Raw genomic sequence first — 16,495 nt, forward strand, 5'->3', positions numbered from 1 at the left:
GTTATGAATTGCCTGATTAGACAATATTCATCAGGATTTCTCATTCTTTCTTAGATATTGAACGATTTTGTCACTTAGTTGTGTAGCTCTAAAAATTGAAAAGCAGTGAGAACCTGGGATAATTTCGAATTTAAAAAACTTTGCATCTATCTTTCGGATATTATCTAGAACTTTGTTACTAACTAATCCATCATCATCAGCAAATACATGTAATTGTTTTCCGACATAATTTTTCAATATCTCGACAGTATTAAGATGATATAGTAAATCCAAGCCCTGCTTTTTTAAATCTAGCTCTTCACTCGTAATTGAATTTTGCAAAGATTGCCAATCTTGTTTAGCAGTTTGGCTGCCCTGTGAGACCAGATAACAAAATCGCTTTAAAGTGGTCATGGGGTCATTTTCAAAAGATTCTCTAAAACTTTGAAAAGTAGAAAGCGGCATACCTGTAGACCAGCGTTCATTGGCAACAAAGCAAGGATTCGATGCTAAAGTAATTAACGTTTTTGCCTGACCTGAAAGCTCGAAAACCTTTTGGGTGAGCAACGTTGCTAATTGCCCGCCTAAAGACCACCCTATAATGACATCGACTTTTTTAGCTAACTCTACATGTTTAGATAATTCCACAGGATCGAGTGCATTAAAGATATTAATCAGATCGATTTGAAATCCTGCCATATCCAAAGTAGTTTTTAAGTTTTCAAGTGGTTTTGTTCCGAGTCCCCAACCGGTAATTAATAAGATTTTACTCATGATTGCCAATCCTTAGCTGATCGTTTTCGGTCAGTATATAAAGCCAAGCACAATAACTCATTGAGCAAATCATTCAATTTCACTTTGATTTTTAGATAATTATTAAAAATGAGTCAATTCAGACAAAACTCAGGTATAAAAAAACCCAGCCTTGCTGGGTTTTAACTTACATTTGAGACTGAATATAGTTTTGTAAACCAATTAGTTCAATTAAGCGAAGCTGTTTTTCCAACCAATAAGTATGATCTTCTTCGGTATCCGACATTTGTTGACGCAACATATCACGTGTCACGTAATCGCCTTTTTCCTCGCAAAGCTTTACACCTTGCGCTAATTTTTCACGCACTTCGTACTCAAGCTTTAAATCTGCTTTTAAACATGAAACGACGTCTTCACCTACTTCAATATCATCACGATTCATATTCGGTGTGCCTTCTAGGAATAAGACACGGCGAATAATAGCATCAGCATGTTGTGCTTCTTCTTGCATTTCATGATCGATACGCTCAAAAATCTTAGTGAGACCCCAATCTTCATACATACGTGAATGAATGAGATATTGATCACGAGCAGCCAGTTCACCACCGATCAACATATTTAAGTAATCTACGACTTCTGGATTGCCACGCATTTCAATCACTCCATTCTTTAATAGCAACATTATGAACAATCAGAGCTTATTTTGCAAAAAATATAATGTGTAAGTTTATGATTTTTATATAATTAAAATGAGAAACATACGCATTTGCAGTTTGTATCACTTATTTTTTACTTAAAAAATAACCCCTTGCATACAGTTAAAAAAATTCGAGAGCAGTTTTAAACAAATTTTAGCTCTATTTAATTTTGTAACCAATCGAAGTGACTATCATTACATTTGAGTTGATGTTGAAAATGATCAAGGACAAATCCTTTTTTTAATTTTAGAATGAATCTATTTGACCATCAGGCAATAACAATGATGACGACTACTGCCCCGATTTTGGTGACAGGTGCAACTGGCTATATTGCTGGTTGGGTAATTAAACAATTATTAGAACAAGGATACACCGTTCACGCCACTGTACGAGACTTAACTAAAAGTTCAAGTTTTCAACATTTAGAACAAATCGCATCTCAAACTTCAGGCGCTTTAAAGTTATTTCAAGCAAATCTCTTAGAAGAAGGTTCGTTTGATGAAGCAATGAAAGACTGTGAAATTGTGATCCATATGGCGTCACCTTTTTTAGTGACTAACTTTAAAGATCCAATCACAGACTTGATTGACCCTGCACTAAAAGGTACGACCAATGTACTGAACAGTGTCAATCGTACAGATACAGTAAAACGTGTCGTTGTCACATCTAGTATTGCTTCAACTTATGGCGATGCAGTGGATATTTTGAAAACTGAGCAGAACCAGTTTGAAGAAAGCCATTGGAATACCACCAGTAGTGCCGAACACCAACCTTATTTTTACTCTAAAGTCGCAGCAGAACGCAAAGCATGGGATATGCAAAAGGCACAATCTCGATGGAATTTAGTGTGTATCAATCCCTCATTGGTTGTTGGACCATCACTCACACCTTCTACACAATCTGGAAGTGTTGAAGTCATTCAACAATTTGGAAATGGCATGACATTATTTGGTGTTCCTCCAATGTGGAATGGTTTAGTCGATGTTCGAGATGTCGCTCATGCGCATATCCAAGCAGCACTTCACCCTAAAGCACATGGACGATATATTATTAATGCTAAAACGATGACCCTACTCGAAATGGGTAAAACATTACGACAACATTATGGTGGACGCTATCCTTTCCCACGAATGATTGCTCCCAAGTTTTTATTCAAATTACTCGCTCCTCTGTTTGGCTATACGCGAAAATTCGTTGACTTGAATGTGGGTTACCCCATTTACTTCAATGCTGAGCGTAGTAAGCAAGAATTAGGCATGCAATATCGTGACGTTGAGACAAGTATCGTAGAACATTTTCAACAGCTACTTGACGATGGCATTATCAAAAAACGTGGTTAATATCTAATTACTCGAGAAAAAAGGGCATCTATTGATGCCCTTTGTTATGTGCAAGATACACTTAAGACTCAGGTTCAGTGAGCTGACCATGCTGGATCATAAATGCAATAAACTCAGCTTCATTCATCACCGGAATACCTAATTTTTCTGCTTTTTCAAGTTTGGAACCTGCCTTTTCACCAGCAACCAAGCATTTCGTTTTACTGGATACACTACCACTCACACGTGCACCTAATGCCTGTAAGAGTTGAGTCGCTTCATCTCGCCCCATACTGCTTAAAGTACCAGTCACCACCCAGCTCTCACCATTTAAAGGTTGTCGAGTCGGTGCTATCGGTGCATCCCAATGAATTCCAGCCTCAATTAATCGATTTAATACTTCAATATTATGTTCAGCTTTGAAAAAGTCTAATATCCATTCTGCAGTAATATCACCTACATCAGGGGTTTTCTTTAATGCTTCTAAATCAGCAGATTTCAGCGCATCTAAAGTCTGGAAGGTATTGGCTAACATTCGAGCCGTAGTCTCGCCTACTCCTCGAATGCCTAGTGCGTAAATAAATGCCGCTAATGTTGTTTTTTTACTACTTTCTATTGAGTCTATGAGATTTTGTACAGATTTCTCGCCCATTTTTTCAATAGTCAGCAGCTTTTCACGATGCTCGTGCAAGTGGTAAATGTCTGCAACATCTTTGAGGAGTTCAAGATGTAATAAAGACTCAACCCAACGATCACCCAAACCTTCGATGTCCATTGCTTTACGTGATACAAAATGACGGATCGCCTCTATACGCTGTGCCGCACAATAAAGCCCCCCTGAACATCGTGCTAAAGCTTCGCCTTCGGGCATCACAACTGGAGAAGCACATACAGGACATTGTTCTGGCAATTGAATTTCAGTGGTTTCTAGAGGTCGAAATTCTGGCCAAACCTTTTCAACTTTAGGAATAACATCTCCGCTACGATAGACACTCACCGTATCTCCAACGCGCACGTCCAAGCGATGTATTTCACCAATATTATGTAAAGTCACGTTTGATACTGTGACTCCGCCAACCGATACAGGATTTAATCGCGCTACAGGCGTTAAAGTACCTGTACGCCCTACCTGCCAATCAATATTTTCAACTGTGGTTAGCGCAGCCACTGCAGGGAACTTATATGCTGTTGCCCATCGAGGTTCACGACTTAAAAAGCCTAATTGTTGTTGTTGCTTCAAATCATTGACTTTGATCACCATCCCGTCAATTTCAACTGACAGGTTTGGACGCTCCTGATTTACAGATTCATAAGCCGCTTGAACCTCTTCAATACTGTCACAAACAAAATGTTTTTCCCCAACAGCAAAGCCCAACTGTTCAAGCCAATTTAAGCTCTCTGACATCGTGCTCAGACCATGATGTGGCATGCATTGCGCAATTCCATAAGCATAGAATGCAAGTGGTCGTGATGCTGCTATGGTCGGATCAAGTTGACGCAAACTCCCTGCTGCCGCATTTCTTGGGTTAGCAAAAGTTTTCTCACCTTTGGCCTCATTTTCAGCATTTAACTTTACAAATCCAGCTTTAGGCATTAGTACTTCGCCACGAACTTCTAACAACGCTGGTGGTACACCTTGAGACATCATGAGTACTTTAGGCAAATTACGAATTGTTTTTACATTTTGGGTTATGACTTCTCCTGTTTCACCATCCCCACGTGTAACCGCTCGAATCAACACACCATGTTCATACCATAGCGAGATCGCAAGCCCATCAAATTTAAGTTCGACGTCGTATTGGATTTTCTGGTTAGGTAAACGCTCTTCAATTCTGCGTGCAAAGGCAAAAAGTTCATCCTGATTAAACACATTACCTAAGGACAGCATTGGCACTGTATGTGTAATATTTTCAAACTTAGATAAAGGTTTATCACCGACTTTATTGGTCGGTGTATCCGTCTGTACTAAATCAGGATATTGTTCTTCTAAGTTTTTTAGTTGATAAAACAATTGATCATATTCACTGTCTTCAATTGTCGGCTGATCCATCACATAATAAGCATGGTTATGCCGAGCCAGTAATTGAATGAGTTGGCGCATTTGCGCAACGACAGCGTTCTGATCCATATTTTCACCATATAAAAGGGCGGAAAATTCCGCCCAATAATTTCAACCTAAACAGTATAAATGACTTTACACAAATTCAGTAAGTCACCTAGGTGATTAAACAGCTTGACCTGATCTATAGTCGATCGCTTTATGGCGCCAGTGTTCTTTTAACTGCGGTGTAAATTCAAGATTATTTTCATCATAGACGGTACCATCTGTTTCACGTGCAATAAGCCCTGCAATACTAACCATACTGTCATAGCCTTTTTGAACATTATGATGCGGTAATGCTAAGAAGAATGCTAAACCTTGGACTTGTTCACCAGATAATGTTTCTAAATCAAAACCTGCAGGACCCTGATCTGTGATTCTGAGTACGGAAAACAGCAATGGGCTGACTGCATCAGGAGTTTCATAACGATGGAAACAGTTCATTTCGCCAAAGCGCAATCCATATTTCATTAACACTTTCAAAGCTTTATCACCAGAAAGTGCTTTTCGAGGGTTCGGATACATATTCAAACTAATAATGTATTCGGCATTTGCTAAAGCACTTTCATCATCAAAACGTTGCTGTTCATGTAAATGCACATCCAAGATGCTGCTTTCTTCTTCAAATTCTTTGATTTCAGCAGTTTGAATATTCGGATTTAATACAAAACTTGGCTCAACTTTTTTCGAGTCTTCAATTGTAGTTTCTACGATTGAATCTTTCGAAATAAGATCTGCACTTTGAGTGTCTGTTACACCATCAATCGACTGAGCTTTACTCTCGACTGTTTCTGTATTTTTTTCTAGTGGGTCAGTCTCAGTGCTGTCCGAGTTTTTACTGGAGTCGAGCAGAGATTTACTTTCTTTCTCTGCAAGGTCTACCGAAGTATTCAGTTGCACTGTATCTACCACTTCTACAGTTTTTTGAATATTTTCAGGCGTCTTTGTAGCATGCTGATCAGCTGTTTGATCCACTCGAGCCACATCACTCGCTTCAATGTCTTTCAAACTTGGTTCTACACGCTCAGAAGAAGCCAATGGTGCGGCTTGCGCCTGTAAAAGACTACGAACATGACGAGGAATGACGGGTTGATTACATTGTTCATTTATATGTAATTCAGCATCTAATGACGGTGCTGCATCACTCGGCTTGCGCAGGATCATAAACAACCCTATGCAACAGATCACGATTGCGATCACAATTCCGATAATGGTACTGATTTCCATATTAAGACTCCGCAGCTAAACCGTATTCTTTCGCTTCTTCTAGATCAACAGTGACTAACTTCGATGTTCCTGGCTCAGGCATTGTTACACCAAGTAAGTCAGTAGCCATCGTCATCGCAACTTTATTGTGTGTAATGTAAATGAATTGGACCTGTTCAGAAAGCTCTTTTACTAAATTACAAAAACGTCCAACATTTGCATCATCTAACGGTGCATCAACCTCATCCAATACACAAAATGGTGCTGGATTCAGTCGAAATATAGCAAAAACTAATGCTAGTGCTGTTAGTGCTTTTTCACCGCCTGATAACAATGCTAAAGAACTATTTCGCTTTCCTGGTGGTCGAGCCATTAGCTTTACACCAGATTGCCAATCATCTTCTAAACTTAAACTTGCTTCACCACCATTAAACACCTTTGGGAATAAGTTTTGCAATTCCGCATTTACTTGATCAAAGGTAGTCATGAATAGCTTTTTAGTTTCTTGATCAATGCTTTTCATCGCATCTTTTAATTGTGCGACTGTTTTTTCAAGATCTTCAATTTGATGGCTTAAATCTTCATAGCGCTTTGATACTTCTTCATACTCTTCTGAAGCTGCTAAGTTCACAGCGCCTATTTTGTCAAACTGACGCTGTGCCTGCTCTAACTGCTGTTGGTGCTGACTCAAATCAATTTTCACATTTTCTAATAATTCTGCATTAAGCTCTTTTAATTGTTCAGCATAATGTTGTAAATCAGATTTAGCCACTTGCCATGCTAAACGCTTCTCTTCTAACTGGGTTCTAAAGTGCTCATCACATTGCTGATGATTTAACCGTAGCTCCGTCAATTTTTGTTGCTTAGACTGTATTTCATTAAGCTCGACTTGCCATGAGGACCAAGTCTTTTGTAACTTTTCAGTCTGCTGCTTTTGAGCCTCATATTGGCTTTGCAAAGTGGGTAATTCTAATTGAATCGGATCCACGAAATTTTTAGCTTGTGTAATTTGCGTGATGATCTGCTTATATTGAGTTTTTAGAAAACTTGCATCTTTTTCCAACAGCTCAATTTGTTGCTGATTTTGCGTATGAGTACGGCGGTTTTTTTCTAACTCTTGTTGTTTTTTGTAAACTAAGTCCTGAAGATGCTCAACCTGATTATTCAATTCTTCAACTTGAAACTCTAAAGTTTTGTAGTGTGGAAGATTGTGCTCAATCTTGAGAATCAATGCATGTAAATCGATTTCGAGATCATCTTTTTGCATCGCATCTTCTTCAAGCTGCGCATCAAGTTGAGCAATTTGCGACTCGATGTGTAGATTTTGCGATTCAAAAGCCTGCTGAGCCATTTGCTGTTTTGCAATCTTCACTTCAAATTGGTGAGCAAGAGCTTGATGATTTTTTAACGCTTTTTGTAACTCCGTACATTCACTATTTTTTTGTTCAAGCTTTAATTGCATCTCAGCGAGTTCGAGCGTCATTGACTCATGCGCTTTCACCATTTGTGTCAACTCTGAATCAATTTCATCTAATCGAATTCGGTGGCTAAGTGCTCCTTGAGCATCTTGACTCGACTCATCAAAGTACAGACCAATCATCCAGTCAGGACCAATATGATAGCCATCCAAACTTAAAATAGACTCACCTTGTTTTAATTGAGGCTGTAATTGAAGCGCCTGCTCAAAATCTTGAGCTATCGCAACGTTTAACCATAATGAGTTTTGGGGGAAATCAATCCAGCTCGCTAATGTGGGTAAACCAAGTACAGTCCCAGATACATCTTGCTGAATAACTTTTAATTGACGGGCTGATTCGGTCTGAAATAAATCTTCACTCTTTAACGTATTCGCATGCAGCCACTTTGACAGAAATTTTTCGACCAATGCTGTAAATGGTTTCGCCTGATCTTTTAGCTTCAAAATTTGCATTAAAGGGTCATTGCTCTTCGATGCATGTCGACTGACTTTCACCACAAGCTGTTGTAATTGTTTTTGTTCAGATTTCAAAATCTGGATGTGTGAATTCAAATCTGTGCATTTACTTTTTTGCTCAGTCAATGAGATTTGATCACGTTTCAATTGAGTTTCTAATTGCTCAATTCTTTCTTCTAGACGAACGATTTCAATCTGTACATCATGTTTTTCATGCAGGAGATTGTCAATATCATCCTGTTCATACTGTGCTTGATTTTGAGATTTTTGTTCGACCAAAGTTTGCTTTTGCTGCTCAATTCGAAGCACATTTTTAGCCAATTGATCACTCTGCGCCAACATTTGTGCACGTTGCTGTTGTTGCTTTTCAACCAATGCTTTTATTTCAGAAAATGATTTTTGCGCTTCAAGTTGCTTTGCCTTCAGCTCATTGAATTGTTGTAAATCAAGCTGTGCATTTGATTCAGTATCACTCAATGTTGTTGCTTGATGTTCTTGCTGGAGGATCAAATCTTCCAACTGAATATCAATCAGTTGCATCCGCTCTTTGGTTTGTATTTTTTGCTCTTCAAGCTGCTTTAAAGTTAAAGTATTTTGAGCAAACAATTGCTGTTTTTGATCCAAATTGGCTTGTAATTCAGCCAGTTTTTTTTCAGCTTGTTGCCATTCTTGCTGAAGTGGTGTGGATTGTTGCATTAATCGCTGAAATAACTCATTTGTTGCTGTTAAATCATGCTCAACAGTGGTGAGTTCAGAACGAACAAGCTTAAATTGCTCACCCAATTCAGTCATTTCAGTTGTATATTCTTGTTGAATTCGTTCACTTTGATGGCATTGAAATGAAAGTATCTCAACTTTCAAAGTTCGAATTTCAGTCTCTAAGGCTTTATATTGAAGTGCAGCTTCTGCTTGACGCTTTAGTGTCTTTAATTGGGATTTTAATTCAACAGCAATGTCATTTAGACGACTTAAATTTTGATGAGTATGTTCTAAATGTTGCATCGTCTCACGACGACGTGCTTGATAACGTGATACTCCAGCAGCTTCTTCGATATAAACGCGCATTTCATCTGGTTTTGCATCGACCAAACGGTTAATCATGCCTTGTTCAATAATCGCATACGAACGAGGACCTAAGCCTGTTCCTAAAAAAATATCTGTAATATCACGGCGGCGGCATTTTGTACCATTAAGAAAATATTCAGATTTACCCTCGCGATTGACTTGGCGACGTACCGCCAACTCACTATAAGCGTTATATGCTCCACCTAGTTTTCCATAGGTGTTTTCGAAGCGTAATTCTACACTCGCCATTCCCACTGGTTTACGTTTTGCTGTCCCAGTAAAAATGACATCCTGCATACTTCCACCACGTAACTGGCGTGCGCTTGACTCTCCCATCACCCATCGGATTGCATCGATGACGTTGGATTTACCACAACCATTTGGTCCCACGACTGCGGTACGGTTGGCTTTAAATTGTAAGGTGCTGCTATCCGCAAAAGATTTAAAGCCAGAGAGTTTTAAGCTGCTTAATCGCATAGTGTCCTGATTATCTGCGCGATCTCCGCGCCCAAGCTAGTTCAATTTGTTTCATTCGTGTCAGTGACTCTAACACTAGATTGCGCAAGTGTCGGCAAAAATCTTCCATAAATAAAGTAGCTTGTTGTGATTTTCGGATCAAAATTGCATCGATCACAAGCTTAATTAATTCAAGTGCTTCTTGAAGCTCTCTACGCGAAGTATTTAAGGTTAAAAAATAACTACGACGTATAGATGGCAACAGTTCGCGATAAAACTTCATTAAGTATGGGTTGGCTACCATATCTTGTTGCTTAGCTAAAAATTGAAATACACCATCGTAAAATTTTTCAGTATTACTTTGTTTAACTTGTTCAATTAAATATTGCATAAGTTGCTGAAGCGCCTCAGCTTCATGATTACGCCAAGTTTCACTCATACGCTGGACGATCTGCCCTAACATAAGTGCACTTGTATCAAATAAAGCTCGCACTTGTTGAGCAGACATTTCTGACACAATTGCGCCGCGTCTTGGATAAATTTCAATTAAATGCGTGCGTTCAAGTAATAACAAAGCTTCACGTACCGAACCTCGACTCACGTCTAATTCTTTAGCGATACGCAATTCTTGTATACGTTCACCTTCGACCAATTCGCCACTAATAATCTGTTCACTTATATGTCTGGCTATTTGCTCTGAAAGGCTGTCCACTTCTTCCAATTGCATAATATTCCTATTTATTTTTTTACTCACACTTCATCAAGCATGATGCTATTTTATTGTTTTTATACCAATAGCATCATACTGACTATGTCTTTGTCTGACAATTTATCAAATTTTTAAGTCAATACACATCATTATTTTCGAGAATGATTTGGCATATTTTTCTCAAAATACGCCTTGATAAATAAAATAAATCCCTACAGTTGTAAGCAAAGCTGCAAAACATTTTTTCAACATCGCTGCTGACAGTTTATGTGCAACTTTTGCTCCTACTTTTGCGGTGATAAAACTCATTACACTAATGCCAATGAATGCATAAACATGAACATATCCAATGGCATTTTCGATTTCAGCAGGTGCTTTTTGTCCGTAGAACATAAATCCAAATGCACCTGCTAAAGCAATCGGCAGTCCACATGCAGCAGATGTTGCAACAGCTTTTTGCATCACCACCCCATGATGATTTAAATAAGGTACGGTTAAACTTCCTCCACCGATCCCAAAAATTGCTGAAGCCACCCCAATTCCACTTCCCGCAGCCAATTGAGCAGGTACAGAAGGTAGTTGCTTAGATTGATCGACCACCACATTAGCACCACGGAACATACGGTATGCAACCCAAATTGCGAAACAACCGATAATCAATTGCAGCATTGGTCCAGAGATAATACTGGCCAATCCAGCACCAAAAAATGAACCCAGTACCAAACCTGGCGCTAAATTTTTAAATACTGACCATAGCACTGCACCTTTTTTATGATGTGCCATAACTGAGCTAATCGATGTGACCACAATCGTAGCTAATGATGTTCCAAGCGCCATGTGCATAATGACAGTTGGGTCATAACCCATTTGGGTAAATACAATAAATAAAATGGGTACGATGATTAATCCACCGCCCACGCCAAACAACCCTGCAGTAAAACCAGCGATTGCACCAATAGCTAAATATATGATTAACTCCATAAATCTTTTACTCTTCTCAGATTCAACATGGATTTAGAGACTCGCCACCTCAGTCAGCTTTTAACTGAAGCTCAACAACTTCCAGAAGTTTTACTGTTAAAACAGAGCACCACTTCAACCAATGATGAAGTACGCGCACTCATCAAAAAAGGTGTACAGGGTATTCTTGTATGCAGTGAGACTCAAACTCAGGGACGTGGACAACATCAACGACAATGGGTTTCCCCAGTCGGGAATATTTATTTAAGCACATTGCTAGAAACCAAAACACCCTTAGATGGTCGACTATCCCTTGAGATCGCACTTAATATTTTGCAAATTCCTTCATTTAAGTCATTGGATCATTTACAAATCAAATGGCCAAATGACCTTTATAGTGCGCAAGGCAAATGGGGTGGCATTTTGGTAGAGCCTGTAACCCCACATCAGGCGATTGTTGGTGTTGGTATTAATTTATTGCCTGTTTCTGATGCAGCAATCGAACAGCAAACCACATCAATCATGCAATTGGGTTTAGCTCATCCAAATCGAATTAAGATTATTTCAGAGCTTTATCTCGCAATCATGCAAGCTGGACAATGGTTTGAGCATGGAAGTTATAACCTCTCGGGACGTTTCAATCACTATGCTACTTTTATGAATCAGACTGTAGAGTTTGAGCAAGTGAATAAAACAGTACAAGGTATCTTTAAAGGTATTGGAGATGATGGTCGAATTAATATTTTGACTGAACAAGGTTTAATCGGTTTGTATCAAGGGCGTTTACGCTTAAAAAAATAAAGAAAAGATAGGTCAGCGAATACATGATGAAACGTCTTTGGTTAGATATAGGCAATACGCGTTTAAAATATTGGATCACGGAAGGTGAGCAAATCTTGGAGCATGTGGCGGAGCTTCATCTACAATCTCCTGCGGACTTAATGTTGGGTCTCATCCAACACTTTAAATCTCAAAACCTATCAGAAGTCGGTATCTCATCTGTTCAAGACAAGAAGAATAACGACCGTATACTCAAAATTTTAAAACTGCTGGATATCCCAATTGTCGTTGCTAAAGTTCATCAAGAATATGCAGGACTCCAATGTGGATATACAGAACCGAATCAATTGGGTATCGATCGTTGGCTACAAGTTCTAGCGGTCGTCACCGATCCTCAAGAGAAATATTGCGTGATCAGTTGTGGAACGGCCTTAACAATTGATTTAGCAGATGGATTTACACATTTAGGGGGATATATCGTACCTAATCTCTATCTACAACGAGACTCACTTATTCAAAATACCAAAGGGATCAAAATCCCTGATGCTGCATTTGATGAGTTAAGTCCTGGGCAAAATACAATGGATGCTGTTCATCATGGTATTTTATTGGGATTGGTCAGTATGATCGAAAAAGTTTTAACAACATCTCCAAGAAAATTAATCCTTACAGGTGGAGATGCAGCACTTTTTGCTCAATATTTACAATCTTATGACCCGAAAATTGAAACCGATTTATTATTAAAAGGCTTACAACGCTATCTTGCTGTTGCGCAACAAAAAACATAACTTGGTCATCAGGTCTGCTGAACTGAGTGTCTCTTAAAACAAAAAATTATTCACTCAGTGTCAGTACACACACCCAAAATATAAAAAGTAGGCTGAACAACATGAATAACAAGACGTTAAATGCTTGGAATATTGCGAAGAAACTTCCCTTAGGTAAAGTGCTTTTCAATCAAATGATTCAACTCAAAGCACCTTATTTCAAATCGATTCGCACGAAAATTATTGAATTGAGACCAGATTTTTGTCAGGTCCAGATGTCTAAAGAAAAAAGGGTTTTAAATCACCTTAATACTGTACATGCGATTGCATTGTGTAATTTGGCAGAGCTTACTGGTGGCCTAATGACAGAAGTTACTCTTCCACCAAGTCATCGATGGATACCCGACGGTATGCAAGTCAAATATATTAAAAAAGCTACGACCAATTTAATAGCAGTTGCTTATCCTCTGACGCCAATTCAAGCGGGGCAATCCATACCAAATAGATTTGTAGCGTGTGTCGAAGTCCATGATCAAAACCAAGCGCTTGTCTTTAGAGCAGAAATCAATATGTGGGTGACATCACGTTAAACACGTCAGTGAGAGCTTATAGCTTCTGAATTAATCTCGAATAATCTCAGCCCAGACCTCAGGCAATGCCGTACAACCTTCTGAATCAATAAAATGGCCTTGATGTTCAGCAGCAACGACATGTGCATCAATACTTTCAGCTTGCTGGAAACTAAATTTAGGCAGAACGCGCTCATCACCTTCAGAATAAATGACCACGCGATCATGAACTTGGTCACGAATGAGTTCAAAATCTATATCAGCAGCATCAATAAATGGATTGACTTGCTCAAGACGCCCTAAACGTCCATTGAAACCAGCAACTAGAATTAATTTTTTGATTTTTTGGTTTAAAAGCACTTGGCTTAAGTAATGTAAAGTTGCAATACACCCGAGACTGTGAGCAACAAAAATTGTTTGATCATCAATTTGAGCTATTTGCTCTTTCATTTGTTGTTCCCACGTTCCTAATTGTGGCGTCTCAGAAGGATCTAATCTCAATACTTTTAATGGAATACCATACTGATCAGCTTGTTGTTGTATCCATGGAAACCAATTTTCTTCAGGGCTTGCCGTATATCCATGCACAACATAAACCTGTGTCATTTTCTTGCACTCTTGACTGTATTCTCAATATCATGAATTGATTATTTTTTAAACTAAATAGTAAGTTTGCAAAATTATGTAGCATGAAAAAAGGCGCCAAAGCGCCTTTTTAAATTATGGGAGTTATTTTGGATCTTTGCCACCAAATAACGGACCAACGCCACCGCCGCCACCAAATTTCTTTTGCATACCGCTTAATGATTTCATCATTTTCGCCATACCCGATGGATTCGCAAATTTTTTCATCATTTTTGCCATTTGGGCATGTTGTTTGATCAGCTTATTGACTTCAGCAACATCCATACCACAACCTGCTGCGATACGTTTTTTACGGCTTGGATTCATCAAGTCAGGATTGCGACGCTCTTTGATGGTCATCGATTGAATAATCGCTTCCATTTTCTTCACTTGCTTTTCAGGATTTGCTTGAGCAATCGCATCCTGAATTCCTGAGTTACTCATGCCAGGCAACTTGTCTAAGAAGCCCATCATACCGCCCATTTTATTCATTTGTTCAAACTGCATCAGCATATCTTCAAAGTTGAAGCTGCCGCCTTTTTGCAGTTTTTTCGCCATTTTTTCAGCTTTTTCTTTGTCGACTTTACGTTCAAGCTCTTCGACCAAAGAAAGCACATCACCCATACCTAAGATACGTTGTGCTACACGCTCAGGATGGAATGGTTCAAGGGCATCGAGTTTCTCCCCCATCCCCAAGAATTTAATAGGCTTACCAGTAATTGCACGAACAGAAAGTGCCGCACCACCACGCGCATCACCATCAGTTTTTGTAAGAATCACACCGGTTAAAGGCAATGCATCATTGAATGCTTTTGCTGTATTTGCAGCATCCTGACCGGTCATTGCATCTACAACGAACAGTGTTTCTGTAGGATTAATCGCTGCATGCAATTCTTTAATTTCGCCCATCATATCGTCATCGATATGTAAACGACCTGCAGTATCGACAATCAATACATCCGCAAATTGAATTTTGGCTTGTTCAATTGCTCGGTTTGCAATCGTAATTGGCTTTTCATCAGCACTTGATTCAAAGAAAATCGCGCCGACTTCACCTGCTACAGTCTGGAGCTGCTTAATCGCTGCAGGACGATAGACGTCGGCAGAAACCATTGCGACTTTTTTCTTTTGTCGCTCTTGTAAAAAACGAGCTAATTTTGCAGCAGTCGTCGTTTTACCTGCACCTTGTAAACCAGCCAATAAAACAACAACGGGAGGCTTTGCAGCAAGATCAAGACTTTCATTTGCCTCACCCATCATTTTGGTGAGTTCATCATGAACAATTTTGACGAATGCTTGGCCTGGAGATAACTGTGACATCACCTCTTGACCTAATGCCTCTTCCTTAACTTTCGCGATAAATTCACGAGTTACAGGAAGTGCAACATCGGCTTCAAGAAGTGCCATACGCACTTCACGTAACGTATCTTTAATATTGTCTTCGGTCAGTTGCCCAGAGCCAGTAACATTTCTTAAACTCTGCGTGAGTCGTTCTGTTAAGGTATCAAACATTGCAAAATCCGCTTAAAATGGTTGTTGCAAAAAAATCTTTCTTAAAATAGAAAATTTATGCATAAGATGCTATAGGATACTGTAGTTCGTTTGGAATTTATATCTTATTAGATGAATATTCAGCATCCATAAAAAGGTTTGACATGATTAGCCTCCCTTTGGTTTACACAATTTTAGCATTGATCGCCTATACCACTGCCTTTTGGTATTTATTTACCCATTTAATGACTAAACGTGTCCCTAATCATTGGTTTATCAGTCTCGTAGCTGGATTAGGCTTGATCTTGCATGCTGTCGTCTTATTGATAGATATGAAAACGCCTTTCGGCATTAACTATAATGTTTTTAATCTCCTTTCATTTACTTCAGCACTCATGCTGTTATTGAGCCTGCTTTATAGCACTTATCGACCTGTACTTGCCCTAAATCTGATTGGAATACCAGTAGCTGCATTGGGTTTAATTTTAGGCTATTCCTTGAGCCAGCCTATACTTACACTTAAACAGAATACGCTTGGACTTGATGTCCATATTATTTTGTCACTCTCAGCTTATGCAGTGCTATTAATGGCAACAATTCACGCAGTTTTGTTGTGGTTACAAGATCGTGAGTTAAAAAATAAACAGAAACATCGTGTTTGGGTAAATCTATTACCCTCCTATCAAGCAATGGAATCTCTGTTATTCGATATGCTTGTTACAGGTTTCATTTTATTAAGTACTGCACTTATCTTCGGCTTTTTTACGATTGATGATTTTTTTGCACAACATTTGGCACATAAAACAGCGTTTAGTATTGTCTCTTGGTTTGTTTACGGCGCACTTTTATTTGGACATTATCGTTTTGGTTGGCGCGGTCAAAAAGCGAGACGCTTTACCATTATTGGTTTTATTTTACTTGCAATAGGCTTTATTGGATCAAAATTTGTATTAGAAATGATTTTAGGAAAATAACCATTGTGTGATTTAAATCACAATAAATAATAATAATTGAATAGATATCACATCATTATTAAATTTTATATACTTTAAATACATTTAAAATATAGGTAAATAAATTTTAAG

At 38.7% G+C, this 16,495-nt stretch carries 14 protein-coding genes; 5 read left to right on the plus strand and 9 right to left on the minus strand.

Annotated elements, in window-relative coordinates:
• Positions 1–30: 30 nt before the first annotated feature.
• Both AC1M9A_RS10095 and ftn read right to left on the minus strand, forming a co-directional pair.
• Positions 31–756: an alpha/beta hydrolase family protein gene (locus AC1M9A_RS10095; RefSeq protein WP_481597917.1), complete on the minus strand. Its 726-nt coding sequence runs from the start codon at positions 754–756 to the stop codon at positions 31–33.
• 163 nt (positions 757–919) lie between these two features.
• On the minus strand, positions 920–1,384 hold the full coding sequence (gene ftn / locus AC1M9A_RS10100; protein ID WP_481587223.1) for a heteropolymeric bacterioferritin subunit Ftn: 465 nt from the start codon (positions 1,382–1,384) through the stop codon (positions 920–922).
• A gap of 321 nt (positions 1,385–1,705) precedes the next feature.
• Between ftn and AC1M9A_RS10105 the strand changes: the two genes are divergently transcribed.
• Positions 1,706–2,770 (plus strand): SDR family oxidoreductase, encoded by a 1,065-nt coding sequence (locus AC1M9A_RS10105; protein WP_481587240.1) that lies wholly within the window; start codon positions 1,706–1,708, stop codon positions 2,768–2,770.
• 61 nt (positions 2,771–2,831) lie between these two features.
• Here AC1M9A_RS10105 and ligA read toward each other — a convergent pair whose 3' ends face one another.
• The 5 genes from ligA to AC1M9A_RS10130 form a co-directional block, all read right to left on the minus strand.
• Complete coding sequence (gene ligA / locus AC1M9A_RS10110; RefSeq protein ID WP_035269246.1) at positions 2,832–4,877, minus strand: NAD-dependent DNA ligase LigA; 2,046 nt, start codon at positions 4,875–4,877, stop codon at positions 2,832–2,834.
• A 96-nt stretch (positions 4,878–4,973) separates the two neighbouring features.
• Positions 4,974–6,077 carry a cell division protein ZipA C-terminal FtsZ-binding domain-containing protein gene (locus AC1M9A_RS10115; RefSeq protein ID WP_035269249.1) on the minus strand — a complete coding sequence of 368 codons (1,104 nt, stop codon included), beginning with the start codon at positions 6,075–6,077 and terminating at the stop codon, positions 4,974–4,976.
• 1 nt (position 6,078) lies between these two features.
• Positions 6,079–9,531 (minus strand): chromosome segregation protein SMC, encoded by a 3,453-nt coding sequence (gene smc, locus AC1M9A_RS10120; RefSeq protein WP_481609094.1) that lies wholly within the window; start codon positions 9,529–9,531, stop codon positions 6,079–6,081.
• A gap of 10 nt (positions 9,532–9,541) precedes the next feature.
• A complete protein-coding gene (locus AC1M9A_RS10125) occupies positions 9,542–10,237 on the minus strand; it encodes a GntR family transcriptional regulator (RefSeq protein WP_481587219.1) in 696 nt (231 codons plus the stop codon).
• A gap of 162 nt (positions 10,238–10,399) precedes the next feature.
• Positions 10,400–11,200: a sulfite exporter TauE/SafE family protein gene (locus AC1M9A_RS10130; RefSeq protein WP_035269256.1), complete on the minus strand. Its 801-nt coding sequence runs from the start codon at positions 11,198–11,200 to the stop codon at positions 10,400–10,402.
• A 27-nt stretch (positions 11,201–11,227) separates the two neighbouring features.
• On the opposite strand from AC1M9A_RS10130, the gene AC1M9A_RS10135 reads away from it, so the two are divergent.
• The 3 genes from AC1M9A_RS10135 (at position 11,228) to AC1M9A_RS10145 (ending at position 13,316) form a co-directional block, all read left to right on the plus strand.
• On the plus strand, positions 11,228–11,980 hold the full coding sequence (locus tag AC1M9A_RS10135; RefSeq protein WP_481609093.1) for a biotin--[acetyl-CoA-carboxylase] ligase: 753 nt from the start codon (positions 11,228–11,230) through the stop codon (positions 11,978–11,980).
• 26 nt (positions 11,981–12,006) lie between these two features.
• Positions 12,007–12,747 carry a type III pantothenate kinase gene (locus tag AC1M9A_RS10140; RefSeq protein WP_481609098.1) on the plus strand — a complete coding sequence of 247 codons (741 nt, stop codon included), beginning with the start codon at positions 12,007–12,009 and terminating at the stop codon, positions 12,745–12,747.
• Positions 12,748–12,848: 101 nt separating this feature from the next.
• Complete coding sequence (locus AC1M9A_RS10145; RefSeq protein WP_481609092.1) at positions 12,849–13,316, plus strand: hotdog fold domain-containing protein; 468 nt, start codon at positions 12,849–12,851, stop codon at positions 13,314–13,316.
• 30 nt (positions 13,317–13,346) lie between these two features.
• On the opposite strand, the gene AC1M9A_RS10150 is transcribed toward AC1M9A_RS10145, so the two are convergent.
• Both AC1M9A_RS10150 and ffh read right to left on the minus strand, forming a co-directional pair.
• Positions 13,347–13,901, minus strand: coding sequence for an RBBP9/YdeN family alpha/beta hydrolase (locus tag AC1M9A_RS10150; RefSeq protein ID WP_179999002.1), 555 nt, complete (start codon positions 13,899–13,901; stop codon positions 13,347–13,349).
• Between the two features lie 123 nt (positions 13,902–14,024).
• Positions 14,025–15,431 carry a signal recognition particle protein gene (ffh, locus tag AC1M9A_RS10155; RefSeq protein WP_035269264.1) on the minus strand — a complete coding sequence of 469 codons (1,407 nt, stop codon included), beginning with the start codon at positions 15,429–15,431 and terminating at the stop codon, positions 14,025–14,027.
• 143 nt (positions 15,432–15,574) lie between these two features.
• On the opposite strand from ffh, the gene AC1M9A_RS10160 reads away from it, so the two are divergent.
• The gene (locus AC1M9A_RS10160) at positions 15,575–16,384 is read left to right on the plus strand and encodes a cytochrome C assembly family protein (protein ID WP_179999001.1); all 810 of its coding nucleotides are present in this window, start codon (positions 15,575–15,577) and stop codon (positions 16,382–16,384) included.
• The last annotated feature ends 111 nt before the right edge of the window (positions 16,385–16,495 follow it).

This window comes from Acinetobacter sp. ANC_7634 (genome assembly GCF_056779875.1).